At 63.2% G+C, this 24,427-nt stretch carries 19 protein-coding genes, 1 tRNA gene and 1 pseudogene; 13 read left to right on the forward strand and 8 right to left on the reverse strand.

Annotation, left to right across the window (positions count from 1 at the left end; translation table 11 throughout):
* Window positions 1–24: 24 nt before the first annotated feature.
* Both JNC62_RS14400 and JNC62_RS14405 read right to left on the reverse strand, forming a co-directional pair.
* Window positions 25–1,320 carry an NAD(P)/FAD-dependent oxidoreductase gene (locus JNC62_RS14400; protein WP_374839705.1) on the reverse strand — a complete coding sequence of 432 codons (1,296 nt, stop codon included), beginning with the start codon at window positions 1,318–1,320 and terminating at the stop codon, window positions 25–27.
* A gap of 58 nt (window positions 1,321–1,378) precedes the next feature.
* Window positions 1,379–1,990, reverse strand: a complete 612-nt coding sequence (locus tag JNC62_RS14405) for a cupin domain-containing protein (protein ID WP_374839706.1) — start codon at window positions 1,988–1,990, stop codon at window positions 1,379–1,381.
* A gap of 130 nt (window positions 1,991–2,120) precedes the next feature.
* On the opposite strand from JNC62_RS14405, the gene JNC62_RS14410 reads away from it, so the two are divergent.
* The 11 genes from JNC62_RS14410 to JNC62_RS14460 all read left to right on the forward strand — a co-directional run bounded on the left by JNC62_RS14410 (window position 2,121) and on the right by JNC62_RS14460 (window position 15,090).
* Complete coding sequence (locus JNC62_RS14410; RefSeq protein WP_374839707.1) at window positions 2,121–3,467, forward strand: NAD(P)/FAD-dependent oxidoreductase; 1,347 nt, start codon at window positions 2,121–2,123, stop codon at window positions 3,465–3,467.
* Between the two features lie 115 nt (window positions 3,468–3,582).
* On the forward strand, window positions 3,583–4,332 hold the full coding sequence (locus tag JNC62_RS14415; protein ID WP_374839708.1) for an ABC transporter substrate-binding protein: 750 nt from the start codon (window positions 3,583–3,585) through the stop codon (window positions 4,330–4,332).
* Window positions 4,333–4,453: 121 nt separating this feature from the next.
* Window positions 4,454–5,116 (forward strand): amino acid ABC transporter permease, encoded by a 663-nt coding sequence (locus JNC62_RS14420; RefSeq protein WP_374839709.1) that lies wholly within the window; start codon window positions 4,454–4,456, stop codon window positions 5,114–5,116.
* Window positions 5,117–5,124: 8 nt separating this feature from the next.
* Window positions 5,125–5,853, forward strand: a complete 729-nt coding sequence (locus tag JNC62_RS14425; RefSeq protein WP_374839771.1) for an amino acid ABC transporter ATP-binding protein — start codon at window positions 5,125–5,127, stop codon at window positions 5,851–5,853.
* A 64-nt stretch (window positions 5,854–5,917) separates the two neighbouring features.
* A complete protein-coding gene (locus JNC62_RS14430) occupies window positions 5,918–6,847 on the forward strand; it encodes a 2-hydroxyacid dehydrogenase (protein WP_374839710.1) in 930 nt (309 codons plus the stop codon).
* A gap of 266 nt (window positions 6,848–7,113) precedes the next feature.
* Window positions 7,114–7,941 carry a transporter substrate-binding domain-containing protein gene (locus JNC62_RS14435; protein WP_374839711.1) on the forward strand — a complete coding sequence of 276 codons (828 nt, stop codon included), beginning with the start codon at window positions 7,114–7,116 and terminating at the stop codon, window positions 7,939–7,941.
* Window positions 7,942–8,084: 143 nt separating this feature from the next.
* Window positions 8,085–9,365 carry an NAD(P)/FAD-dependent oxidoreductase gene (locus JNC62_RS14440; RefSeq protein ID WP_374839712.1) on the forward strand — a complete coding sequence of 427 codons (1,281 nt, stop codon included), beginning with the start codon at window positions 8,085–8,087 and terminating at the stop codon, window positions 9,363–9,365.
* An 18-nt stretch (window positions 9,366–9,383) separates the two neighbouring features.
* Window positions 9,384–10,355 (forward strand): amino acid ABC transporter permease, encoded by a 972-nt coding sequence (locus JNC62_RS14445; RefSeq protein WP_374839713.1) that lies wholly within the window; start codon window positions 9,384–9,386, stop codon window positions 10,353–10,355.
* On the forward strand, window positions 10,345–11,223 hold the full coding sequence (locus JNC62_RS14450; protein ID WP_374839714.1) for a DMT family transporter: 879 nt from the start codon (window positions 10,345–10,347) through the stop codon (window positions 11,221–11,223). Before JNC62_RS14445 ends, JNC62_RS14450 begins: the two co-directional genes overlap by 11 nt.
* A 203-nt stretch (window positions 11,224–11,426) precedes the next feature.
* On the forward strand, window positions 11,427–12,155 hold the full coding sequence (locus JNC62_RS14455) for a GntR family transcriptional regulator (protein ID WP_374839715.1): 729 nt from the start codon (window positions 11,427–11,429) through the stop codon (window positions 12,153–12,155).
* A 28-nt stretch (window positions 12,156–12,183) separates the two neighbouring features.
* Window positions 12,184–15,090, forward strand: coding sequence for an aminotransferase (locus JNC62_RS14460; RefSeq protein WP_374839716.1), 2,907 nt, complete (start codon window positions 12,184–12,186; stop codon window positions 15,088–15,090).
* A 40-nt stretch (window positions 15,091–15,130) separates the two neighbouring features.
* On the opposite strand, the gene JNC62_RS14465 is transcribed toward JNC62_RS14460, so the two are convergent.
* Window positions 15,131–15,481: a helix-turn-helix domain-containing protein gene (locus JNC62_RS14465; RefSeq protein WP_374839717.1), complete on the reverse strand. Its 351-nt coding sequence runs from the start codon at window positions 15,479–15,481 to the stop codon at window positions 15,131–15,133.
* A 174-nt stretch (window positions 15,482–15,655) separates the two neighbouring features.
* Between JNC62_RS14465 and JNC62_RS14470 the strand changes: the two genes are divergently transcribed.
* Complete coding sequence (locus tag JNC62_RS14470) at window positions 15,656–16,990, forward strand: hypothetical protein (protein ID WP_374839718.1); 1,335 nt, start codon at window positions 15,656–15,658, stop codon at window positions 16,988–16,990.
* Between the two features lie 2 nt (window positions 16,991–16,992).
* Window positions 16,993–17,324 (forward strand): annotated as a pseudogene (locus JNC62_RS14475) (CmlA/FloR family chloramphenicol efflux MFS transporter); the annotation flags it as partial.
* A gap of 295 nt (window positions 17,325–17,619) precedes the next feature.
* Here the strand turns inward: JNC62_RS14475 and JNC62_RS14480 are convergent.
* From JNC62_RS14480 to JNC62_RS14500, 5 genes are all read right to left on the reverse strand, one after another.
* Window positions 17,620–17,695, reverse strand: a tRNA-Lys gene (locus tag JNC62_RS14480).
* Between the two features lie 237 nt (window positions 17,696–17,932).
* A complete protein-coding gene (locus JNC62_RS14485) occupies window positions 17,933–18,850 on the reverse strand; it encodes a PhzF family protein (protein ID WP_374839719.1) in 918 nt (305 codons plus the stop codon).
* A 254-nt stretch (window positions 18,851–19,104) separates the two neighbouring features.
* Window positions 19,105–20,208: an endonuclease/exonuclease/phosphatase family protein gene (locus tag JNC62_RS14490; protein ID WP_374839720.1), complete on the reverse strand. Its 1,104-nt coding sequence runs from the start codon at window positions 20,206–20,208 to the stop codon at window positions 19,105–19,107.
* 187 nt (window positions 20,209–20,395) lie between these two features.
* Window positions 20,396–21,616, reverse strand: coding sequence for an aminotransferase-like domain-containing protein (locus JNC62_RS14495; protein ID WP_374839721.1), 1,221 nt, complete (start codon window positions 21,614–21,616; stop codon window positions 20,396–20,398).
* A 142-nt stretch (window positions 21,617–21,758) separates the two neighbouring features.
* The gene (locus JNC62_RS14500; RefSeq protein ID WP_374839722.1) at window positions 21,759–24,281 is read right to left on the reverse strand and encodes a sensor domain-containing protein; all 2,523 of its coding nucleotides are present in this window, start codon (window positions 24,279–24,281) and stop codon (window positions 21,759–21,761) included.
* Between the last annotated feature and the right edge of the window lie 146 nt (window positions 24,282–24,427).

Consider the following 24,427-nt stretch of genomic DNA (forward strand, 5'->3'; position numbering starts at 1 on the left):
TTGGGTTCTCCTTGAGTTGGTATTTTACTTGGAGGCGAAACCAAGCCTGTCCTTGATCCAGTACCAGCGGATACCGAGATCCATCACCGGCTTGCGGATGGCGTGCCAGGCAAGGCGGGGTATTTCGGTCGCCGGATAGACCATGGGACGGCCTTCGGCGACGTGCTCGGCATACATTTTGCCGAACGCCGTCGCCATGGCGACGCCTCGGCCGTTGTAGCCGAGCATGACATGCAGACCCGACGCCGGATTATGCAGATGGGGCAGGCCGTCCATCGTCAGCGCGACATGGCCGGACCAGGTATAGTCGAGGCCGATCCCCTCGAGCTGCGGGAAGAGCCGCACCATTCCCGCTTTAAGCGCCTCCATCAGGGCCGGCTTTTCCTTCATCCCGACCGCTCCACGGCCACCGATGAGAAAGCGTCCATCCTCGGACTGGCGCATGTAGAAAGCGAGCTTGCGGGTTTCCGACAGCACGACGCCCCCCGGCATCACCTCATTGCGCTGCTTGTCTGAAAGCGGCTTGGTCGCGATGAGCATACTCTGCACGGGAAGAATGCTTTGAGCCAGTCCCGGCACCAGGTTTCCGGTATATCCGTTGGTCGCAACCAACGCGTCACGCGCGCCGACCTTGCCAAAGGCGGTCTTGGCAACCCACCCCTCGCCCTCTCGCTTCAGCCCCAAGACGGGGGAATTCTCGAAGATTTCGACACCGAGGGACACGGCTGCGCGCGCAAGGCCGCGGGCATAGTCCAGCGGCTGCAGCGCGCCGGCACGGGGGTCGCGCCAGCCACCGAAATAGCGCTCCGTTCCGGAAAGGTCGGCCACGCGCTTGCGGTCAAGGATCTCGACCTCGACACCCTGCGCCTGCCACTGCCGCGCGCGCCTGTAGACCGCGGCGGTCGCAAGCTCGGAATGGGCAGCCTGGATCCACCCGGCGCGGGTCGGCGCACATCTGATGTCGTGCTTGCGCACCAGATCGAAGACGAGATCAGAAACGCCGCCAACCAGGTCGATCATGCGCTTGCCATGTTGAGGACCATAGGCCGCCAAAAGGTCTTCGGGGTCATGCTTGAGGCCAGGAATGACCTGGCCGCCGTTGCGGCCGGAAGCGCCAAAGCCGATATGGCGCGCCTCCAGCACGGCGACCTTCTTTCCGCGCTCGGCAAGGAACAAAGCGCTCGCAAGCCCCGTGAAACCGCCGCCGATGATGACGACATCGGCCTCATGCGCGCCGCGCAGCTTCGCGTGGTCCTGTTTGATTTCACCGGCCTGGTTCCACCACAGCGAGCGCGAGAAACTCTCGGGGCTGCTTGTCATTTCCATTGCACTCCGTCGTGATTGCTTGCCCCGACCGTCCGTCCCAGGGCGGAACTGCCTATTCCGGTTTGTTCACCCAAATGACGACGGCGTCACTGTCACCGTTGTTGAAAAATCTGTGCCGGATGGTCGAGGGGAGCGCGAACCCATCTCCGGCCGACAGAAGGTAGAGCGTGTCGTCGATCTGCAGCGTGAAGCTGCCGGAAATGACATAGCCGAGTTCCTCGCCGGCATGGGTGTAAGATTCCTCGCCCGAACTGCCGCCGGGGACGATGCGCACGACAAAGGATTTGATCGTCTCGATCAGTTCTGGCGAGGCCCGATGCTTGATGACGCCGCCAGCATTCAGAACTTCCGTCTGTTCGCCCGCACGTAGCACGTAGGGATTTGCCCGAACGGCGGTGGCAAAACCCTGAGGGTCGATGAGTTGGGCCGGGCTCATCGATAGGACATCCGCGATTGTGTAGAGCGTGCGCACTGTTGGCGAAACCAGCCCGCGCTCGATTTGTGACAGCGCTCCTGTCGACAGCCCGGAGGCTTCGGACAGGCGCTCAAGCGTCAGCCCCAGCGCCTGCCTGCGGCGGCGAATGCGGGCCCCAATATCGCCTGACTCATCCTTGGCATCCGATTCGGTGGTCGGCGAAGCCCGGAAGTTCTCTGCCTTGCTCACTTGGGGGTCCTTTGTTGGCGCTCGCTGCGAGCTGGATTGAATCAGGGTTGATTAGTCTTCAGTATTCTGCTTCACAATCTGCTCGTATTCAATAATCTAAAAATGAATTCCATCCAAGTCCGGGGGAGAAATGTCAGGAGCTCGTCACAAAGATACACCTTACTGGTGGGAAGCGGCCCCGCCTCGCAGCGTAAAATCGCGTGAGATAGAGCCGCACTGCGATGTCGCGATCGTCGGTGCCGGATACGCGGGCCTTTGTGCTGCGCTCCACCTCGCCCGGGCGGGGCGAAAGGTTCAAGTCTTTGAGCGCGAACGACTGGGATTTGGCGCCTCGAGCCGTAATGGTGGCTTCACCAGCGGCAACATCCGCCCCGATGAAAAGGCGCTTGTGCGCAAATTCGGCGCCGAGAGGGCGGCAAAAATCGCGGCCGAGGGCCACGATGCTCGGCGCTTCATGATCGACTTCCTCGCCAACGAGGGGATCGACGCGGATTTCCAGCTTGTCGGGCGCTTTTACGGCGCGATGACCGATGCCGAGTATGACGTGATGGCACGGAGCGCCGAGGCGCTTCAACGCCAAACCGGGATTGAATCCTATGCCGTCCCCGCCAGCGAGGTTCACCGGCATATCGCCACCGATCTCTACGCTGGAGGCAGCGTTCGCATGGACATCGGCGGACTTCATCCTGCGAAATTCCACGCGGAACTTGTCCGGCTCGCTCTGGCGGAAGGGGTGCTCATCCATGCGGAATGCCGCGTAAAGAAGATCGACCAAGGCACTGGACAACATACAGTAATCACTGAACGCGGCAGCACGCGAGCGCGTGATGTCCTGGTCTGCACGAATGGCTACACCGACCACTCGGACCGCTGGCTGCGTCAGCGGTTGGTGCCGCTGCGTTCGCGAATCATCGCAACCGAGGACCTCGGACAAGAGCGTGTCCGATCCCTCGTTCCGGGCCTGAAAATGCTCACGGATACGCGGGCGATGACCTATTACTTTCGCCCCTCGCCGGATGGCCGGCGGATTTTGTTCGGCGGCCGGGACACCACAAGCGGGGATGATTCGGCCAGGGCCACCGAGGCGAATTACGCCGAAATGCGCCGGGTCTTCCCTCAACTCGACGGTGTCGGGATTTCTCACAGCTGGTTTGGGTACGTGGCGATGAACTGGGATATGGTTCCCCGGATCTTCCAACGGGGCGCCGTTCATTACGCAACGGGCTTTTGCGGCTCCGGCATGGTTTGGGCGCCGTGGCTCGGCCTGAAGGTCGCGCAGAAGATTCTGGACTTGCCCGCCAGCGAAAGTGCTTTCGACTTCCGCCCGCCGCGGCTCGTCCCCACCTGGCGTGGTAAGGCCTGGTTCATGCCGGTGGTTTTCGCTGGTCTCGCGCGCAGGGACCGCAAGGTGGCGGCAATCGCATCCAAAGAACAGGCAGCAAGAAGGGCCGAAAGCCCTCGCGGCACCACCCTGTGAACGAAAAACGTATAATGGTGAAAATCATTGACGAAGATTTTCACTTTGTTAAATTCGACATCATGATGGCAGTGCAATCAGCAGCCACATCGCAGCATTTAGGAAGGAGAATGGCATGCGTCTCAACATCGTTTTCGGCCTCGCACTTGCGGCACTCGTAGGTGGTACGGCGCCCGCAACGGCCCAGGAGGTCGCCCGAATCGGCTCGTCGCCGACCGGCCTGCCCTTCACCTTCGTCAACACCGAAACCAAACTGATGGATGGCGTTCTCATCGATGTGGTCAAGGCGATCCAGGACGATGTCAACATCAAGCCGGAATTCGAGGCGGTACAGTTCTCGGCGCTTGTGCCTTCGCTCACGTCAAACAAGATCGACATGATCGCTTCTGCGATGTTCATCACGGAAGAGCGTGCGAAAGTCGTCGACTTCTCAGATCCGGTCTACGGCTATGGCGAGGGCGCTTTCGTGCCCGTGTCGGATGAAACCGCTTACAAGAGCTATGAAGACCTCAAGGGCAAGACGATCGGCGTGCAAGTCGGCACCACCTTTGTCGATTTGTTCCAAAAGAGCGGCCTTTTCAAGGAAGTAAAGATCTACAAGGGCATTCCGGACATCATCGCCGACGTCAACGCCGGACGGATCGATGCTGGCATCGCCGACGCTCCGATGGCTGCCTATTACATTTCTCAGGGCCAGTTCCCAAAGGTGAAGATGGCTGAGGGCTATCAGTCCGCCGCTGGTGGCGAGTTCGGGATTGCTCTGCGCAAGGGCGACGAGCGCATGCCCAAGATCAACGAGGCCATCGCACGCATCAAATCGGACGGCACGCTGAAGGAAATCCTCGCAAAATACGGGTTGAAGTAATCCCGGTCCAGGCACGAGGGGCTGCTCCCTCGTGCCTGTGGCTGCTGGTGCGCCCTCCGGATAACGTCCGGCCGCAACAAGCCTGACGTCAAGCTTGCCCGCAAAATTAGAGTTATCGCAGATGCAAAACTTCCTCATGGACGCCCGTGAGTTCTTCCCGGTGCTGCTGCAAGGGGTGAAATTCACCCTTCTTGTCACTGTCGGCTCGCTGGCACTCTCCACCTTGCTGGGTCTTGTCTGGGCGCTGATGCGGGTGTCCGGAATTGCCTGGCTGGCAGCCGCTGCGGCGACGATTGTCAACGTCATCCGCGGCATTCCGATCCTCGTGCAGCTTTTCTACATCTATTTCGTCTTGCCGGAGTTCGGCATCGCGCTCTCGGCGCTGCAGGCGGGGATCATCGGCCTTGGCATTGCGTATTCGGCCTATCAGGCCGAAAATTTCCGCGCCGGCATCGAGGCGATCGACCATGGACAGACCGAAGCCGCGCTTTCGATCGGCATGGGTTGGTTGCAGACCATGCGCCGCGTCATTCTGCCTCAAGCCGTACGCGTGATTTTGCCCCCCTATGGCAACATCATGGTCATGCTGCTGAAAGACAGTTCGCAGGCATCAGCCATCACGGTTGCGGAACTGACTTTGCAGGGCCAGCTTCTCGCGTCTTCGACGTTCAAGAACATGAGTGTCTATACGCTGGTCGCGATTTTCTATCTCTGCCTCAGCCTGCCGCTGATGCTGACCGTCGGGCGTCTCGAAAAGCTCTTCGGCAAAGGAAAAGGGCACTGACCATGTCGATGATTGAAATTAAAGCCGTCACGAAATCCTACGGCCAGCTCCAGGTCCTCAAGGGGATCACCGCCGACGTGCAGAAGGGCGAGGTCGTCTGCCTGATCGGCCCGTCGGGTTCGGGAAAGTCGACGATGCTGCGCTGCCTCAATGGGCTGGAAACCTATCAGGGCGGCGAGATCCTGATCGAAGGGCAGCGCGTCGATGCCCGCCACCGCTCGATCCGGAACATCCGCACGCGCATGGCAATGGTCTTCCAGCGCTTCAATCTTTTCCCGCACCGGACGGCGCTCGAGAACGTCATCGAGGGACCCGTGCACGTGAAGGGCGAAAAGCCGGCAGAGGCCCGCCAGTATGGCGAACATCTGCTGCAGCGCGTCGGGCTCGGCGACCGGATCAATCACTATCCGGGCCAGCTTTCCGGCGGACAGATGCAGCGTGTGGCGATCGCCCGTGCCTTGGCGATGCGCCCCCAGGCAATCCTCTTCGACGAACCCACCTCGGCGCTGGACCCCGAGCTGGTCGGCGATGTGCTTGATGTCATGCGCAGTCTAGCGGACGAAGGCCTGACGATGCTGGTGGTGACGCACGAGATGGGCTTTGCCCGCGACGTCGCCGATCGGGTGCTCTTCCTCGACGGCGGGGTGATCGTCGAACAGGGCAAGGCAAAGGACGTGCTGGTCGCGCCCCAACATCCGCGGACGCAGGACTTCCTCCGCCGCGTTCTCAATCACTGATCCGACAAACATCAACGGCGCCTTTCAATGGTGCGTGCCTTGGCTGTCCCGAGGGTAAGGAAATATGGCATTCTACTGCTACTTGGATCCGGCCCGTACCGAGCAGATCCGCGAGGTCTTTGCACGCGCGCTGCCGGAGGTGGAGTTTCTCTCGGGTGACATCGATGACGGATCCGCTGCACGGGTGCGTCATCTTCTGTGCTGGCAGCCGCCTGCGCAATTGGAGACGCGCTTTCCTGCACTCGAGATCATCTTCTCGAGCGGCGCCGGGGTTGAGCAATTCCTGCAGTCGGATCTTCCGGCCGGTCTGCGCATCGTCCGGATGACCGAGCCGGGGCTTGCGCGCATGATGCAGGAATACATCACGCTGGCGGTGCTTTCGGTTTTCCGGCAATTGCCGGCCTATTTGGACCAGCAACAGAAGGCAATGTGGCAGCCTCTGCCCCAGCCGAGCGCCACTCGCCGCAGGGTCGGCGTCATGGGGCTCGGCTATCTCGGGCAGGCGGCGTTGGCGGCCCTTGCTCTGTTCGGCTTTCCTCTCGCGGGCTGGAGCCGAAGCGAAAAGCATATCGCAGGCGTGCGTTGCTACCATGGCGACGCGGGGCTTGACGCCTTCGTGGCGCAGACTGATATCCTGGTCTGCCTGCTGCCGTTGACCACCGAGACCGAGGGGCTGCTGAATGCCGATTTCTTTGCGCGGCTACCGGCCGGGGCAAGTGTGGTTCTGGCAGGCCGCGGCCCGCAGACGGATCAGGATGCCCTGATTGCGGCGCTTGATAGCGGGCACCTGGCCTCGGCATTCCTCGACGTTACGGTTCCAGAGCCCCTGCCCCCTGCCCACCCGCTCTGGTCGCACCCCAAGGTGATCCTGACCCCACACATCGCCTGCGTGACGGACAGTCACGGCGCCGCAGAAGTGCTGGTCGACAATTTCCGTCGGCTCGCCAGGGGCGAGCCATTGACCGGCGAGATCGATCGAGTGCGTGGCTACTGAAGCGTACTCGCCATCCCTCGGATTCGCTTTCCGCCCCACGCCTCAGAGGAGCCATTCGATCGGCAGCAGGCCGATACGCGCGAGGTGGGGCGTTCTTTCCCCCACAGCCCGCCATCACAAACGCGCATGACCTGATCAGATCGTTTCATGGCGGGCAGGTGATCGCACAACTTGACACGTGAGTGACCTCTTCCGCTAAGTTGTGTTGTCAGACATCTTACATAATTTGGGAACGTGAAGACTGACCGACAAACGAGGAGGATCTTGTGAGGAAACTGCTAGCACAGCTTGCCATCGCCGTCGCCGCCCTGGCGTTCGCGACCGCCGCCCAGGCTGGAGAAACGCTCGACCGGGTCATGGAAAAGAAGGCGCTGGTCGTCGCCACCAACAGCGGCTGGCCGCCGCAGAGCTTTCTCGATGACAGCAACCAGCTGGTCGGCTTCGACATCGACGTCTCCAGGGAAATCGCCAAGCGCCTCGGCGTCGAGATCAGCTTCGAGACCCCGGACTGGGCGACCCTGACCGGCGGCCGCTGGCAGGGCCGTTACGACCTCGGCGTCGGCTCGGTGACACCCACCAAGGCGCGCGCCCAGGTGATTGACTTCGCCGGCATCTACTACTACAGCCCCTATGTCTACGTCGTGCACAAGGACAGCGAGGCCAAGTCGGTCGAAGACCTCAACGGCAAGGTGATCGGCGTCGAGACCGCCACCACCTCGGAAGACTTCATCAACCGGCGCCTGGAGATCGACGCGCCGGGCCTGCCGCCGATCGAGTACAAGCTCGAGCCCGGCGAGGTGCGCACCTTCGCTGATTCCATGCTGCCGTTCGACGACCTGCGGCTCGGCAGCGGCGTCCGCCTCGACGCGGTCATCGCACCGGAGCAGACGGCGCTGAACGCCATCAAGAACGGCTATCCGTTGCGCACGCTCGAGGGCGAGTACGCCTTTCGCGAGCCGCTGGTGGTGATCGCCGAGAAGGTCGATCCGGACTGGACGAAGAAGGTTGGCGAGATCATCGACGCGATGAAGGCGGATGGCACGCTGGCTGCCCTCACAACCAAGTGGTACGGCAAGGACTACAGCGCCGACTGACGCGCCAGGGCAGATCGTTTAAAGCGATCTGCCTGTCCCAGTCCCCAAGCCGCTGCACATTTTCGGCAGACCTGCATCAAGCACGATCACGGGCGGCGTCCGGCCGCCCGTTCGCCAGTCCCGCCAACCAGTGAATGCGACCCATGGCCTATCCCGACACCTACTACAAGCGAACCATCAGCGACGCCCGGGCGCGGCCGGCGCTCTCCGGCACGATCGAGTGCGACACCGTCATCGTCGGCGGCGGACTGGCGGGCCTGACGACGGCGCTGCAGCTTTGCCGCGCCGGCCAATCGGTCGTGCTGCTGGAGGCCGAAAGCGTCGGCTTCGGCGCCTCGGGGCGCAACGGCGGCTTCGTCAGCCCCGGCTTTGCCACCGGCGGCGACGAGATCGCCCGCATGGCCGGCGCCGAGGCGGCGCGCAGCATCCACCGGCTGTCGATCGAGGGCGTCGACTTCGTCCGCGACACGATCCGCGAGATTGGCATCGAGGCCGCGGCGCCGCAGCCCGGCATTTCCAGCGTGCTGCGCTACGACGGCGGCGACACGCTGAAGCGGCATGCCGAGGCGATGGCGAACACCTACGGCTACGAACTCGAATATTTCGACACCGACCGCATCCGCTCGGTGCTGAAGTCGAAGCGTTATTTCCAGGGTTTGCGCGACGGCCGCGCCTTCCACATGCACCCGCTCAACTACCTGCGCGGCGTGGCAGGCGAGATCGAACGGCTCGGCGGGCGCATTTTTGAACATTCGCCCGCCGAGCGCTGCGAGCTCGACGGCGCGGAAAAGGTCGTCACCACCGCAGGCGGCCGGGTCAAGACGCGGCAGGTGGTGTTCACCACCGGCGGGTATACCGGCGGGCTGAACCGGCGGCTGAAGCGCGCCTTCCTGCCGATCGCCACCTACGTGATGGTCAGCGAGGAGGCGCCGGAGCTGATCCGTTCGGCGATCCAGACCACCGACGCCATCGGCGACAACCGCCGCGCCGGTGACTACTACCGCGTCATCGACGGCGGCAAGCGGCTGCTGTGGGGCGGGCGCATCACCACGCGCGCCGCCTCGACCGCTTCGCTGGTCGCCGAGCTGCGCGCCGAGATGACCGGCACCTATCCGCAGCTTTCCGGCCTGAAGACGGAGCTCGCCTGGTCCGGGCTGATGTCCTACGCTCGCCACCTGATGCCCCAGATCGGCCAGATGCAGCCCGGCGTCTGGCACTGCACCGCCTTCGGCGGGCACGGCCTCAACACCACGGCGATGGGCGGCAAGCTGATTGCCGAGGCCATTCTCGGCGAAAGCGATCGCTACAAGCTGTTCAAGCCGTTCGGCCTCGTCTGGGCCGGCGGGCTGGCAGGGCTGGCGGTCGCCCAACTCACCTATTGGAAACTGCAGGCACAGGATTGGTGGCGCGAGCGCGCTGCCTGAACCGGCGGGGGACACCGAATGATCGGCCGATTGATACTCTCCTATCCGGACGCCGCGCAGCGCGCCGGGATTTTCCTCGTGCTCGCGCTTGTCACGCTTGTGATCTACCAGCTCGGCGTCAGCCCCGCCTGGATCGGCCATCTCGTGCCCGCCACCTCCGGATGGCTGTCTGAGAACCCGGCGCTCGCCCGGCTGGTGGGCTCGGTGATGATCGCGCTGATCGCCGCGGCGAACTGGAAGGCGCTGCGCCAGCTGTCGCGCCGGCAGCAGATCGCCGCCGTCTGGCTGGAGCTCTTCGTGCTCCTGATGCTGTTCTTCTATTCCTTCGACCTGTCCTTCACCTTCATCGCCAAGAAGATCGGCTTCCTGGTCTCGCAAGGCGTGGTCACGACGCTCTATATCTCGGCGATCTCGATCGTCATCGCCACCGTGATCGCACTCGCCGGCGCGATCGCCAAGCTGTCGAAGAACGGCGTCATCTACGGGCTTGCCACCTTCTACACCTCGCTCTTCCGCGGCCTGCCGCTCTTGATGCAGATCTACATCATCTACCTGGGCCTGCCGCAGGTCGGTTACGTGATCGACGCGGTTCCGGCCGGCATCCTGGCGCTGTCGCTGTGCTACGGCGCCTACATGACGGAGATCTTCCGCGCCGGCATCGAAAGCATCAACCGCGGCCAGACGGAGGGGGCGACGGCGCTCGGCCTCAGCCCGAGCCAGACGATGGCGCTCGTCATCCTGCCGCAGGCGATGCGGGTCATCATCCCGCCGACCGGCAACCAGTTCATCGCCATGCTCAAGGATTCGTCGCTCGTCTCCGTCGTCGGCGTGTGGGAACTGATGTACCTGGCGCGCACCCAGGGGCAGACCGAGTTCCGCCACATCGAGATGCTGATCACCGCCTCGATGATCTACTGGATGCTGTCGATCGTGCTCGAGTATGCGCAGTCGCTGATCGAGGCCCGGTTCGGGCGGTTCAATGTCCGCTGATGCAGGGATCGTCGCGGGGCTCGCGGCGCGCCCGAACCTTCGCGGCGCAGTGCTCTGCCTGCTCGCCTTCGCCGTGTTCTCGGGAACGGACGTGCTTGTCAAACTTCTGACGCAGCACTTCCCCGTGCCGCAGGTCACGTTCATGGTGACGCTCGCGGCACTGGTGCTGCTGCTCCTGCAGGCGGCGGCGACCGGCCGGGGCGCCGCGCTCATGCCGCGCTATCCACGGCTTGCCATGCTGCGGGCGCTGCTGCTCGCTGTGGATACGCTGTTGATCCACTATGCGTTTGCGGTGCTGCCGCTTGCCGAGGCCTATCTGCTTGCCTTCCTGACGCCGGTGCTGGTGGCGATCCTGGCCTTCCTGCTGCTCGGCGAGCGGCTGTCGATGCTGGCCTGGAGCGGCGTGGTGATCGGCTTTGCCGGGGTCGCAATCGCGCTGCGCCCCGGCGTCGTGGCGCTCAGCATGGGCCACGCGGCGGCGGCGGGCTCGGCGCTGGTTTTCGCGCTGTCGCTGCTACTCCTGCGCCGCGCCAAGTCGGCGGAGTCAGACGGGGCCCTGGTCTCGACCCTGCTCGTCGTGCAGACGGCGCTGGCGCTCGCGGTCGCGGCGGTTGCAGGCGGCGTTGCGCCGCCCGGTCCCGGCGACATCGCCATGGTCGTCGCCGCCGCGGCCTTTCTCCTGGCCGGGCACATGCTGCTCGTCCGCGCCTTCCGCACCGGCGACGCGTCGGTCGTCGCACCGTTCCAGTACAGCCAGATCGTCTGGGGCTGTCTCTACGGAGCGCTGATCTTCGCTGCACCGGTCGAGTTGCACACGCTCGCCGGGGCGGCTGTCATCGTGCTCTCCGGCTGGCTCGTCCTCAAATGAAATCCGGGACATCTTCACGCCCCGGCAGGGTCGGTTGCGTCGATCAATGTGGGAGGACAACGGTCGCTCAAAATGAAAATGGCAATCGCCGAGATGCGACATCGCGTGGGGCGACGGGGAATTGCGTCGAAGCTCGACGCTTGACGTTCCCAGAATTGTGAGACAGCAAATTGGGCGGATCAAGCAGTCTTCGAGGTCACGAATTGGACGCGCCCCTTCGCGATACACGCACTCTGGTCATCCAGGTTCGCGACGGCATCACAGACCTCATTCGCGAGGAAAAACTGCAGCCGGGCGACAAGCTGCCAAGTGAGGCGCAACTCACCCAGCGCTTCAAGATTTCCCGTCCGGCATTGCGCGAGGCGCTCAAGCTTCTGGAGCAGGATGGCGTCACCTATGTGGAACATGGACGCGGCCACTTTGTCTCCGCCATGTCCGTCGTCCGGGTGGACAGGCCCATCACGGTTTTCGAAAGCGCGACCGACATGGCCCGTCACTACGGTTACGCCATGGTCAACAAGATCCTGTCGATCGCGGAAGAAGTTCCCGATCCGGCGACGGCCGAACAGTTGCGGATGAAGCAGGGCGAGCGGGTCATCCGCCTGGAGCGGTTGCGGCTGCACAGGGATCAGCCGATCCTCTACTGCATCGACTACATTCCCTGCAGCATTGTCTCGACGCACCATGATATTGATTGGAGCGGGTCTCTACTCGACGTGCTCGACGATCACAGGAACAGGCCGCGCATGTCGGCTGCAACCGTTTCCGCGGTCATGCTCCCGGAGGAAGTGGTGCAGCGCAATGATCTTCGCGACTTCGGACCGGCGCTGCTGATCCGTGAGACGTGTTTCAACGCCGCCGGTTTGCCCGTCGTGCACGCCCTCGACTATCATCGCGGCAGCCACTTCGCATTCAGCCTGGCACGCAGGTGACCAGACGAAAAGCCACCGGAGAAACGATATGTTGCAAAACGGCGCTGTAGCGCGCGCAGAACTGCCGAGGCCGAATGTCTCCATCTCGGACGCGCAGGCGATCTTTCGCGAGCACTTTGGTCTCGACGGCGATATCGTCGAACTGGGCAGCCAGCAGGACCGGAATTTCCGCATTGATGCCGCCGGCAAGCGCTATGTCCTGAAGATCTGTCACGCTGAATACCGGCGCATTGAACTCGAGGCGCAGAATGCTGCGATGAAGCACCTGGCCGGACTGGCCTCCATGCCCCTGGTGCCGCGGGCGATCGAGGCCAACTCCGGCGAAAGCATCCTGTCGATCGACATCAACGGCCAACCCTGCCAGGTGCGCCTGCTGGATTACCTCGATGGTGAGCCGCTGACCCGGCGCAAGTTCCTGCCGGCGATCACCGTGGCGGCACTCGGCCAGGTGTGCGGCCGGGTGGCGAAAGGGCTGGAGGGCTTCGATCATGGCGGCCTCGACCGGCAGATCCAGTGGGACCTGCGGCAGGCACGGCCGGTCGCCGCGGCACTCTTGTCCGCCTTGCCGGACCAGCGGGCGGTGGCGCGCATTGCCGCTGCGCTGGAGGAGGCCGAACGCCATATTGCTCCGCTCCGTGCCGGGCTGCGCATCCAGGCGATCCATCACGACATTACCGACGACAATGTCGTTGCCACGCCGGATGCCGACGGCAATCCGATCCCGCGCGGCGTCATCGATTTCGGCGACCTGATGCGCGGCTGGCTGGTGGCGGATCTTGCCGTCTGCTGTTCAGCCTTGCTGCACCATGCCGCAGATCCGTTCGTGATCCTTCCGGCCGTCTGCGCCTTCCATGCCGAACATCCGCTCAACGAGGCCGAACTCAAGGCGCTCTGGCCGCTCGTCGTCCAGCGGGCTTGCGTGCTGGTGGCCAGCGGCGAAAATCAACTGTCGCTCGAGCCGGACAACGCCTACGCCGCCGGCAATATCGCGCATGAACGGACGATCTTCGAGGTGGCGATCAGTCTGCCGGTCGCCGTCATGCAGGCGGCGGTGCTGGAGGCCGTCGGCAAGGCTGACGACCGGCAGCTGCCGGCGATGCAGCCGATCTTGCCGGAGGTCTCGCCCCTCTCCTTCCGAACGGTGCGACTGGATACGCTGAGCCCGCTGTTTGTGGGCGGAAATTGGGCCGACGAGGGCATCGAGCAGCGAGTGCTTAAGGAGGCAGCCGCCGAAACCGGCGCCGCGATCAGCCGCTATGGCGAATACCGCCTGTCGCGCACCCGGCACCATGCGGCGACCGCCCCAGAGACGTTTGCCCTTTGCATCGAGGCGCAGGTTCCGGCCGGTTCGCGTGTGGTCGCGCCGTTTGCCGGCGTCGTCTCGGTCGAAGCCGGCAGTCTGCGCATCGACGGCGACCACGTCTCGCTGCTGATCGACGGCATGGAGCGGACGAATGCCGAAGACCGGATCGGCGCCGGCGACGTGATCGGCCATGTTACAGCTTCCGGCCGGCTGCGGGTGCAGTTCTGCCGCGAAAAGGGCCTCACCCCGCCGCCATTCGTGATTCCGCATCAGGCGAGTGCCTGGTCCCTCCTCTGCCCGTCGCCGTCGGTGCTGTTTGGCGGCGATTTCGACGCCCCCGCATTGGAAAGCGACGCGTTGCTGGAAATCCGGCAGGCGCATTTCGCCAGACCACAGAAGAACTATTACCGGCGGCCGCCGCAGATCGAGCGCGGCTATCGCGAGCAGATGTATGCAATGGACGGGCGCAGCTATCTCGACATGGTCAACAATGTCGCGATCCTCGGCCATGGCCACGAAAAGCTCGCCGCCGCCGTCGGCCGGCAGTGGTCGCTGCTGAACACCAATTCGCGCTTCCACTACGCCGGGATTGCCGAATTCTCCAAGCGCCTGGCCGATCTCGCCCCCGACGGCCTGGACACGGTGTTTCTGGTCAATTCCGGCTCCGAGGCCAACGACCTGGCGCTGCGGCTCGCCTGGGCACATTCCGGTGCCCGCAACATCATCAGCCTGCTCGAGGCCTATCATGGCTGGACCGTGGCGAGCGACGCCGTCTCCACCTCGATCGCCGACAACCCGCAGGCCTTGAGCACGCGGCCAGAGTGGGTGCACGCCGTGACGGCGCCCAACACCTATCGCGGGGCGCATCGCGGCCCGGATTCGGCGGCCGGCTACATCGCCGATGTCGAGGCGGCGCTGGCGAAGATCGAGGCCAGGGGCGAACGGCTCGGCGGCTTCATCGCCGAGAGCGTTTACGGCAATGCCGGCGGCATTCCGCTGCCAAAGGGTTACCTCAAGGAGGTCTACCGGCTGGTGCGCCAGCGCGGCGGGGTAACGATCGCCGACGAGGTGCAGGTCGGCTATGGCCGGCTCGGCCACTATTTCTGGGGTTTCGAGGAACAGGGCGTGGTGCCCGACATCATCACCATCGCCAAGGGCATGGGCAACGGGCATCCGCTCGGCGCCGTCATCACCTCACGCGCCATCGCCGATTCTCTGGAGAAGGAAGGCTATTTCTTCTCCTCCGCCGGCGGCAGCCCGGTGTCCTGCACCGTCGGCATGGCCGTCCTCGACGCGATGCGCGACGAGAAGCTGCAGGAGAACGCCCGCGCCGTCGGTGATCACCTCAGGCGCCGTCTGGAGGCGCTCGGCCAGCGCTTCCCGATCGTCGGCGCGGTGCATGGCATGGGCCTCTATCTCGGCCTCGAATTCGTTCGCAACCGCGACACGCTGGAACCGGCCACACAGGAGACGGCGGCCATCTGCAACCGGCTCCTCGACCTCGGCGTCATCATGCAACCGACCGGCGATCACCTCAACGTACTGAAGATCAAGCCACCGCTCTGCTTGTCGCGGCAAAGCGCGGATTTCTTCGCCGACATGCTGGAACGGGTGCTGGAAGAGGGGTGGTAGGGCGCAGGCTCCCCAATCAGCATTGGCACGGCTGCCCCGCCTATCCCTGGAGGCGCCGCAGAAGCGAGCCCAAGCGCTCTTGCTCGGGACAGTGCTGGCGGCTCGCGGTCCGGCGGCACGGCAGGCCGCAGCCGCGGTTTCGCACCTCGCTGGGGCTAAAGCTGAACGCCCGCTTGAAGGCCCGGCTGAACTCCGCGCCGTCGCTGAACCCATACGTCGCGGCGATCTCGAATATCAGCCGCCGGTCGCTTGGATCGGTCAGCGCGGCATGGGCGGCCATCAGTCGACGGTGCTGAATATAGTGCATCACGCCGCCGAAAGGCTCGAAAAGGTTGTAGAGGCGCGTGCGCGAGGTGCCGAGCTCGCGCCGCACAGCTTCGCAGTCCAGCATGGGGTCCAGCAATCTCTTCTGTACAAACTGCCGCGCCCGCTCATGACCACATGCCGCTGGGCATGGTTGACTTCTCGCCCCAAGCCGACGATTGGTTTTTAGCCTCTATGGTTGCACGGCTGTTTGGGCCGGCGTCAAGTAATGGAGGGCGGAGAACGGGGAGCGAAAGCAGGCATGCAGTACAAGGATCTGGGAGAGTTTTTTCAGGCAAGGCTGGAGAACTGTTTTTTTGACTACGTGCCTGGCACCACAAATCCCGACATTCTCATCGTTGCATTTGAAGGGGCGGGCGGCGCCTATCACAGGCCCGATCAGCTGCGTACGCCTTTCGGCGCCAAGTACTATATCGAGAACGGATATGCGCTGCTTGGCGTGAAGCCAATCAATGTGAGCTGGTACCGGACCGACGATGTCCTCGAGTTCTTCACCTTCCTGAAGCAAATCAGGTTCTTCGACAGTTTTCGGAAAGTGGTGTTTGCCGGTGGCAGCATGGGCGGCTATGCAAGCCTTGCCTTTTCATCGCTCGTCCCGGGGTCGGTTGTCATAGCTTTGCAGCCGCAATCCACCATGGATCCGTCCATCGTACCGTGGGAGCGCCGGTTCCCGGTCAGCCGCGATCAAGACTGGAGCGGCCCGTTCGCAGACGGCGCGGTCGAGTGCAGAACGGCGTCCCAAGTTATCGTCGTCTATGATCCCTATGACGATGGGGACGCCCGCCACGCACACCGCGTTGGGGGTGACAACGTCATTCACGTGCCCATTCGTTTTGTCGGGCATAACGTAGGTGGTGCGCTAAAGTTTTCCGGGACATTGAAAGACTTCATGAAGCGCTCCATCGAGAATGGGATGGACAAAGCGTTTGCGCGAGAAGTGTCGGTCCGTTGCCGCAACAGCCCCCTATACTATGAGGGGCTGATCAATCGGTGCCTGAAAAAGAAGAAGCTGGCGCTCGGGGTCAAAATAGTCCGGTCCTGTCCGCTCGCCATGGAGGAGAACCCGCGTCTTTGGATGGCGGCTGCGGCTCTGCTCGAAGAGGCCGGCCTTCATGATGAACTGATGCCCCAATGGAAAGCTGTTTGCGGGCGGTTCCAGCGCAGCGCGGCCCTCTGGATCAAGTTTGCCGAGTATCAGAGGCGGCTGGGCAGGGAGCGCATGTTTCTCTCAATCCTGGAGAGGAAGAAGGACGTCGTTATCGGCCCTGCGATGAGGGACTACATCCAGAAGAACAATATCAAATTGCCATCAGCTGCAGTGCCGAAGGTTACTCATCAGATGCCGGCTATGGCTGAAGCGCCGCTTGCTGAGAATACGGCGGCGCAGACCGCGACACAGCCGGAGAGAATGGAACTTCGTCTCACCCCGGCTCCAGAGACAATTGCGCGCGTGGACGCCTCACGAAAAAGGAATCGGACCTACCGGGCGAAGCTTTCCGCCGTGCTGTCGCGAGTGCTACCGTTGCTTATAGCAGCGATAGACGATTCACTCTTCATCGCCTACATTCCGGCCTAGACCCGCGCACGCGACTAGGCCAAGCGCTCTCGGAGCTGGAATTCAGTTTGGCCTTTGCGACGGCGGCGTTCTTGATGATCGTCACGACACGGTTCGCCAAGCGATTTGTTGCGCGGTGGGGAAACTCCGGCATCCTCCGCGCGAACGGGGGCGGCCCTGGAAAAGTTCGGGAACATCGCCGGATCGGCGGTGGCGCTGCATTTCTGCGTGCAGAGCCTCGTCGTGAGCATCGGCGGGCGACACCGCGTGGCCACTTGTCGTCTTCTCTTCGATCATGGCCATCGTCCTGATCGTACGAGGATGGTTGAGTCACCGAGGGTACGCACGGGCGTGATCGCTTGCAGCCTGGGGATCGCCCCTCGTGGCTGTTCATTCAATTCGCCTTCCGGAATGGCTGGCCGGGTGGAGAGCAAATGATTCGAATCCTCCATGCCAGCCTCTTTTGAAGCGACGGCGACACAGCTGCATCAACGATGCTGCGGATTACCCACACATTGCTGACGAGCGTCCGAAACCACGACGAAAAGCTGGCAACAAAATCCAGTGACTTGCTGGTGATTTTGGGCAGGCTGGGCCTTGCCTGCCACTTAACTTGTCAGCATAACTGACTGTTTCCATCAAGGAAAGTCTGGTGGGTGATCACGGGCTCGAACCGTGGACCCGCTGATTAAGAGTCAGCTGCTCTACCAACTGAGCTAATCACCCGTCCAGGACCGCGTCGCTGCGGTCTGGTGCGGCGTATAATGGGCTTGGCCGGGCTTGTCTAGCCACTCGCTGAATTTTTCCTTCGCACAGCACCATTTTTTTGACGACGCCTGCCGGCGGCGTGTTTTTCGCTGCGGATGGCATGGCATGACGCGGCGCGGCGACCTGGCAAGAGATTGAATTGGCGCTGAAACCGGCCCGGCCAGCCGTTGGGCCGCGCCCGCGGGGAACCCCGCCCTACACGTCCAAAATACCGGAGGCGGTGCGAATTGCCTGTCCGCCGATGCGCGCTCCGGCGATCTGCCCTGCGGCAATGTCGAGATGCAGATGGATCAGCGAGGGGCGGCCCATCTCGACCCCCTGTTCGACGAGGATCGGATGATGGCCGTCGACCATCTGGTCGAAGAAGTGGATCGCACCGGACAGCGCGGCCACGGCCGCCCCGGTTGCCGGGTCTTCCGATATTCCCATCTCGGGGGCAAACATGCGCGCGTGGAATCGGGCAAGGTGATTGACCCCGCCGCGGCAATAGAGATAGGCTGACGCGAGCCGCCCCTCGGCGAACGGAACGCAGCGCTGCCATACCACCGGATCAAACTCAGCCGCCGACGCGGCGAGAAGATCGTGGACCGGTACCATCACGAACGCGACGCCGGCGCTCCACAGCGACGGAACATGGTTCTCGAAGCCGATCTGCGTCGGTTTCAGTCCGAACGCTTCGGCGATGCTCTGGCGCTCCAGGACGGCGTCGAGGTGCACGGACTTGCGCGGCAGGTCGAACTCGGCGAAGGAGGCTCCGGTTGCCGGGATCTTCACCGCGCAGCGTACCGGGCCGATCTTCTCCTCCAGGACACTGACGAAATCGAGCGGCCTGGCGTCGCCGCCGTTCTGCATCTCCGCGATCGCGATGGCGGCGCCGACCGTTGGATGACCGGCAAAAGGCAGTTCGTAGCCGGGCGTGAAGATGCGCAGCTTCGCAGTATGGGCCGGATTGACCGCCCGCTGCACGAAAACCGTTTCGGACAGGTTGAACTCGCTGGCGATCGCCTGCAACTGAGCACCGTCCAGCCCATCGGCATCGAACACGACGGCCAGCGGGTTGCCTGCAAGCCGCCGGTCGGTGAAGACGTCATAAATGGCGTATCGGCGCGACACCAATTGCTCCTGCGAAGTTCATAGTGCCCGGCAAACTGCACGAGCTTTCCGCTCGCGGCAAGGGCAAATCACCGATGTCCCGGCGCGGAGAACCAGCGCAGATCAGCGGCTGCGCGTCGTGTTGCATTTATCGCGGCCTGCCGCCGGGGCTAAACGGAACACGGCATACGGCGCGCTCGGGCGCGCAATACACTGCGGCAAGACAGCGCCCCCCTTCCTGCATTTCAGCCAAGCCTCTTGGGCGTTTCGGAGGGTCAGATGTCGAGCGTCATGACGACCGGGCAATGGTCGGAAGCCTTCGGCCGGTCCCAGCCGATGCGTGGATAGCGCTCGACCGCCTGCCCCGGAGGAAAGGTCGTCCGGTATGGCTGCCCGGCGCGAATGATCTCAGGAACCCTTGTGTGGTTGCGGCGCGACAGCGCCGGCGAGAGCAGGATGTAGTCGAGCTGGCAAAGATGCCGGTCATCCGGTCCCATGTTGTGGAAAAGCGTCCAGCGATCGTCCTCGGCCCGGCGCAGCATCGGATTCTCGACGAAGCCGTCCCGGGTAAAGGCATCGATGCCGCTCCGTTCCTCCTCGACCCGCCGGAACGTGTAGCCATTGCGGCGGTCGCCCTCGACGAGGAGTTTTTCCTGGTAGTCGTTCATGTCGCCGCAAATGGCAAAGTGCTTGTTGGCCGTGTTGCCCGCGCCGAACCGGTCCTCGATGATGCGACGCACCGCCCTCGCCTCGGCCGTGCGCACAGGCATGGTGGCCGATCGTCCGTCGAGGCCGCCGTTGCCCGGCCCCATCGACTTGAAATGCACGACGTAGAGGGTCAGCGGCCGCCCGCCGATCCTGAGGTCGAGTTCCAGGCAATCGCGCTTGAAGATGCGATCGTCCGGCATGAGCGGCGCAAGCTCGGGGCCATAGAGATCGAGGTCACGATAGGTCAAAGCGGCGTGGCTGCGCACGTCGACGCATTCGATTTTCTGGCCGTCAAGGGTTTCCTCGCGCATCAGCACCGCCACGTCGATGCCGCGCTTGTCATTCCCCTCGATCAGATAGCGCTGCCGATAGCCGTTGCCGACCATCTTGAAGAGATAGCCATACTCAAAGGCCTGCAAGGCCTCCATGTTGTCGACCTCCTGCAGGCAGAGGATGTCGGCGTCGGCATCGGCGATCGCCAGCGCGGATTGCTGGCGGGCGTCGTCGGTCAGAGCGATCGTGCGCGCTTCCTCCAGCCGCTGGTACTCCGCCTCGCTGCGAATCTTGAAGAGGCGCAGCACCCGATCCTGGCGCGTCTGGTTGCGAAACCCGACGGACTCGAACCGGGACATGAGGTTTTCCACATTGAAGGTGGCCAGGCGAAGAGACATGAAGATACAACCGTTGCAGTGAAGCGGAGTGTATACGCAGCCAGCCGAATGGAAAGCCTACAGACATCCGCCCGCTGGAGCTGTTCCGCGGCCGCCGCGCCGGGCGGGCTTCCCGGCGCGCGCCCCCCGGGCTCTTGACGCCCGCGGAGCTGCCGTTGAAGTCAACGTCTCCGATGCAATTTGGCGCTTAGGCCAACTCCTCGCTGATCAGCGCGCCTAGGCGGGAAATGCCCTCGTCGATCGTCTTCTCGTCGGCACAGGAGAAGGAAATGCGGAGGGTGTTGGCACCGCTGCCGTCGGCGTGGAACGCCTTGCCCGGAACGAAGGCGACCTTCTTCCTCTCGATCGCCTTGGCCAGCAGGTTCGCGCCGTCCATTCCCTCGGGCAGCGTCACCCAGATGAACATGCCCCCCTCCGGGCGCGTCCAGTTGACGCCGGCAGGCATGTACCTGGCAAGTGCCGCCAGCATTGCGTCGCGCCGCTTGCTGTAGGCGGCCTTGATCTTCTTGACCTGGGCCTCGAAACCGCGCTCGGCGACGTGAGCGATCGCCATCTGGTTGATCGTCGAGGAGTGCAGGTCGGCTGCCTGCTTCATCAGCACGAGCTTGCGAATGACGTCTGCATTGGCGACGACGAAGCCGACGCGCAGGCCCGGCGCAAGCGTCTTGGAGAAGCTGCCGCAATAGATGGTGCGCGTGGCGTTGATGTCCCCGCCCTTGCGCGCCAGTTCCAGCGCCAGGATCGGCGGGATCGCCTCGCCGTCGTAGCGCAGCGATTGGTAGGCGGCGTCCTCGATGATCGCGATATCCAGCTCCTCGGCGAGATCGATCAGCTTCTCGCGGCCCGCCCGGTCGACGGTCTCGCCGGTCGGGTTGGAGAAATCGGCCGAAAGATAGGCAAACTTGACCTTGCCGCCGGCCTCCTTCGCCGTCTGGCGGTAGCCCTCCGGTGTGCGGTTGCCGTTCAGCGTCAGCTGGTCGTAATTCGGCTCATAGGCGTTGAAGGCCTGGAGCGCGCCGAGATAGGTCGGCCAAGTGACAAGGGCCGTGTCGCCGGGAGAAAGAAAGAGTTTGCCGAGGTAGTCCAGCCCCTGCTGCGAACCCGAGACGATGAAGACGTTGTCGGCGGAACAGGAGACATCGAGCTTCCGCATCTGGCCTGCGATCCACTCGCGCAGCGGCTTGTAGCCCTCGCTGACCGAGTACTGCAGCGCCGCGTTCACGGCACTACCGGAGAAGATGTCGGCGTATGCCGCCTTGAAGTCCTGGTCCGGAAACAGCGCCGGGTCGGGGATGCCGCCAGCAAAAGAGATGATGTCCGGGCGGTCCAGGAGTTTCAGAAGTTCGCGGATTTCCGACGCCTTCATCCGGGACGAACGCGTGGCAAAGATATCTTCCCAGTGCAACATGGGGACCTTCCTCGGAATTTCGTAATGAGGGAGAGAATCACACCGGTCAAATTAAGTCAATGATACTGACCTATAGCGGCGCTCTCCATCGAGGCCGTATCACTGCGGCAGGCCTGCGGCAAGGGCACTCGCGCCCTCCCGTTCAGCCGCCGAGTGTCCGCTTCAACCGTTCGTGAAGGTCGCGTGCGGTGGCGAAACCCTCGCGCCAGCACTGCGCGCGCACAAAATCAGGAACGGCCGTGGCCGGCATCGGCCGGGCCAGCGCGTAGCCCTGCAGGGTGTCGCATCCCATGTCGCGCAACATCTGCACATGGGCGATTGTCTCGGCGCCCTCGGCCGTGACGGCGATATCCAGGGAGCGGCCGATCTCAATGATCGTGCCGACGAGCCGGCGCTGTGCCTGCGAGTGAACGATCGGCTTGACGAGCTGGCGATCGATCTTCAACCGACGGGGCAAGAGCCGTATCAGCCCGACGATCGAAGCGTGTCCGGTGCCGAAGTCGTCAATCTCGATGTCGATGCCGCGCTTGCGGATTTCCCCAAGGTTGTCGAGCACGGTGCGATCGCATTCATCCAGAAAGATCGACTCCAGCAGCTCGAACGAAAGACGGCCGGGCTCGATCGGAATTGACCGCAAGGAAACGCCCAATTCGGGATCATGCAGCCGACGGGACGAAACATTGACGGACAGCTTTGGAATCGCAAGTCCGGCGCCATCCCATGCCTGGAGATCACGAATGGCCCGCTCAAGGATCTGCCGATCGATCGCCGCGACGGCGTTGATTTCCTCGGCGACCGGAAGGAACGCATCAGGTGTCAGAATGCCGCGCTCGGGGTGATCCCAGCGCGCCAACGTCTCGACACCGACCAGATCCAGTGTGCGGGCGCAGAACTGCGGCTGGTAATAGGGAACGAACCGATGTTGCTCGAGTGCCGCGATGATCTCGTCGGCATTTTTCCGGCTGGTCTCGATCTGCGCCTGAAACTCGCGCGTGAAGAACTCATGGCGGCCGCGGCCGTTGTTCTTGGCCCGGTAGAGGGCGAGATCGGCATCGACAAGCAGTTGCTTGCCATCGATCGAGCGGCCGGCAGCACTGGCAATGCCGATGCTGGCCCCGACGCGGCAGACATGCCCCTGGAACATCACCGGTTTGCACATGGCCGCCACGATGCGATCGGCGAGTTCCGCAAGATGGCGCTTGGGCGATCCACACGCCAGAAAGACGAACTCGTCCCCGCCAATCCGGGCAACGAAGTCATCGGGGCCCATCTGCGAGGTCAGGACGCCGGCGGCGTGCGATAACATTTGGTCACCGGCCGTGTGACCGAGCGTGTCGTTGATCTCCTTGAAGCGATCGAGGTCGATGTGAAGGACCGACAGGCGCGTTCCGGTCTGCGCGGCGGCTTGCGCGCGCTCCTCCAGCGCCGAATCGAGATAGCGCCGGTTCGGCAGGCCGGTCAGATGGTCGTGCAGCGCGGTGTACTCGATCCGCGCCCTCGCCTCCTCCAGCGCGGCGCTGCGGGCTTCGGCGAGATCCTTGGCGCGTTGCAGCTCCTGCTGCAGCAAAACGTCTTCGGTAACATCCCAGTTTGCGCCGATCAGCCGCGACACACCGTTGACGTCCACGAATGGCGCACCCCGGGCGCGGATGTAGCGTATCTCGCCTTCGCCCCGCACGATCCGGAAGGCATGACTGTATGGCGCACCATCCGCAACCGACCGCGCCACGACGGCGAGCGCCGATTGCCGATCGTCCGGGTGGACCGAATCCTCCCAATCCGTGCGGCCGACAGGTTTGCCCCCCTTGCCGTACATCTCCCGCACGCGTTCGTCCCAACTGACGGTTTGCGTGTCGAGATCGACCTCGAACACACCGATGCGCGAGATATCAAGCGCCAGTTCCAGCCGTCGCGACAGTTGTGCAAGTCGCTCTTCGGCGGTCTTTCGCTCGGTGATATCGGTGTCTGTTCCGGCAATCCGCGACGGTCTGCCGTCCGATCCGTACTCGACCACCGCCCCCCGACTTTCGATCCAGATCCACTGGCCGTTCCGATGGCGCTCGCGATATGAAAAGACGTTGAAGACCGCCTCGGCGCTTTCCTGCCTGCTGATTTCGGCGATCACCCGCTCGCGGTCATCGGGGTGAACACTCTCGATCCAGGCTTCGAGCGTTCCGTCGACCGCTTCGTCCGGCGCCAGTCCGCGAATCGCTTTCCACTGGCGGGAATAGAACATCTCGCCCTTCGCGAAGTCGTGGTCCCACACCCCCTGGCCCGAGCTCTCAAGCGCATGGTTCCATCGGCTTTCGCTATCGGCCAGATCGAGCTCACGGCGCTTGCGCGCATCGATATCGACGATGTGCAGGCCGAGTAGAATATCCTCGCCGTCGCCGTGACGGACAATCGACAGCAGGGACCAGAACGATGTGTCGTCATTGCGCCGGAGACGAAGCTCCAGCGGCCCAGACGAGACTTGTCCGGCATCCGCCGCGGCCAGCGCCTCGGCAAGGATGCGGCTGTCGTCGCCATGCGCAATCTGAACAAGTGAGGGCAGATCCGCGAGGTTGGCGACGCGGAGCATCTCCAGCAGGGCCGGATTGGCCGCGGTGAATTTGAGCGATCGATCGACGCTTCCGAGGCCAAACGGCGACAGTCGGGCCAACATGCCCAGCGCATCGCTCTTGCACGAATTCAACTCTTGACCAGCCAATAAACCCATGTGCTCTGCGCCTGCATGCGGAATACATGCGTCAGCTTCTGAGAATTGGATGAAGTTCCGATTAATGCCGGTGGCCAACTCGGATTTGTAGT

It is taken from the genome of Mycoplana ramosa (assembly GCF_041930185.1).
Lineage (GTDB): Bacteria > Pseudomonadota > Alphaproteobacteria > Rhizobiales > Rhizobiaceae > Mycoplana > Mycoplana ramosa.

What these genes read in the sequence shown, in the direction of transcription:
- JNC62_RS14400 (WP_374839705.1), bottom strand. Translation starts at nt 1,320, where the DNA reads ATGACAAGCAGCCCCGAGAGTTTCTCGCGCTCGCTGTGGTGGAACCAG.
- JNC62_RS14410 (WP_374839707.1), top strand. Translation starts at nt 2,121, where the DNA reads ATGTCAGGAGCTCGTCACAAAGATACACCTTACTGGTGGGAAGCGGCC.
- JNC62_RS14415 (WP_374839708.1), top strand. Translation starts at nt 3,583, where the DNA reads ATGCGTCTCAACATCGTTTTCGGCCTCGCACTTGCGGCACTCGTAGGT.
- JNC62_RS14420 (WP_374839709.1), top strand. Translation starts at nt 4,454, where the DNA reads ATGCAAAACTTCCTCATGGACGCCCGTGAGTTCTTCCCGGTGCTGCTG.
- JNC62_RS14425 (WP_374839771.1), top strand. Translation starts at nt 5,125, where the DNA reads ATGATTGAAATTAAAGCCGTCACGAAATCCTACGGCCAGCTCCAGGTC.
- JNC62_RS14430 (WP_374839710.1), top strand. Translation starts at nt 5,918, where the DNA reads ATGGCATTCTACTGCTACTTGGATCCGGCCCGTACCGAGCAGATCCGC.
- JNC62_RS14440 (WP_374839712.1), top strand. Translation starts at nt 8,085, where the DNA reads ATGGCCTATCCCGACACCTACTACAAGCGAACCATCAGCGACGCCCGG.
- JNC62_RS14445 (WP_374839713.1), top strand. Translation starts at nt 9,384, where the DNA reads ATGATCGGCCGATTGATACTCTCCTATCCGGACGCCGCGCAGCGCGCC.
- JNC62_RS14450 (WP_374839714.1), top strand. Translation starts at nt 10,345, where the DNA reads ATGTCCGCTGATGCAGGGATCGTCGCGGGGCTCGCGGCGCGCCCGAAC.
- JNC62_RS14460 (WP_374839716.1), top strand. Translation starts at nt 12,184, where the DNA reads ATGTTGCAAAACGGCGCTGTAGCGCGCGCAGAACTGCCGAGGCCGAAT.
- JNC62_RS14465 (WP_374839717.1), bottom strand. Translation starts at nt 15,481, where the DNA reads ATGCTGGACTGCGAAGCTGTGCGGCGCGAGCTCGGCACCTCGCGCACG.
- JNC62_RS14470 (WP_374839718.1), top strand. Translation starts at nt 15,656, where the DNA reads ATGCAGTACAAGGATCTGGGAGAGTTTTTTCAGGCAAGGCTGGAGAAC.
- JNC62_RS14490 (WP_374839720.1), bottom strand. Translation starts at nt 20,208, where the DNA reads ATGTCTCTTCGCCTGGCCACCTTCAATGTGGAAAACCTCATGTCCCGG.
- JNC62_RS14495 (WP_374839721.1), bottom strand. Translation starts at nt 21,616, where the DNA reads ATGTTGCACTGGGAAGATATCTTTGCCACGCGTTCGTCCCGGATGAAG.
- JNC62_RS14500 (WP_374839722.1), bottom strand. Translation starts at nt 24,281, where the DNA reads ATGTTGGCCCGACTGTCGCCGTTTGGCCTCGGAAGCGTCGATCGATCG.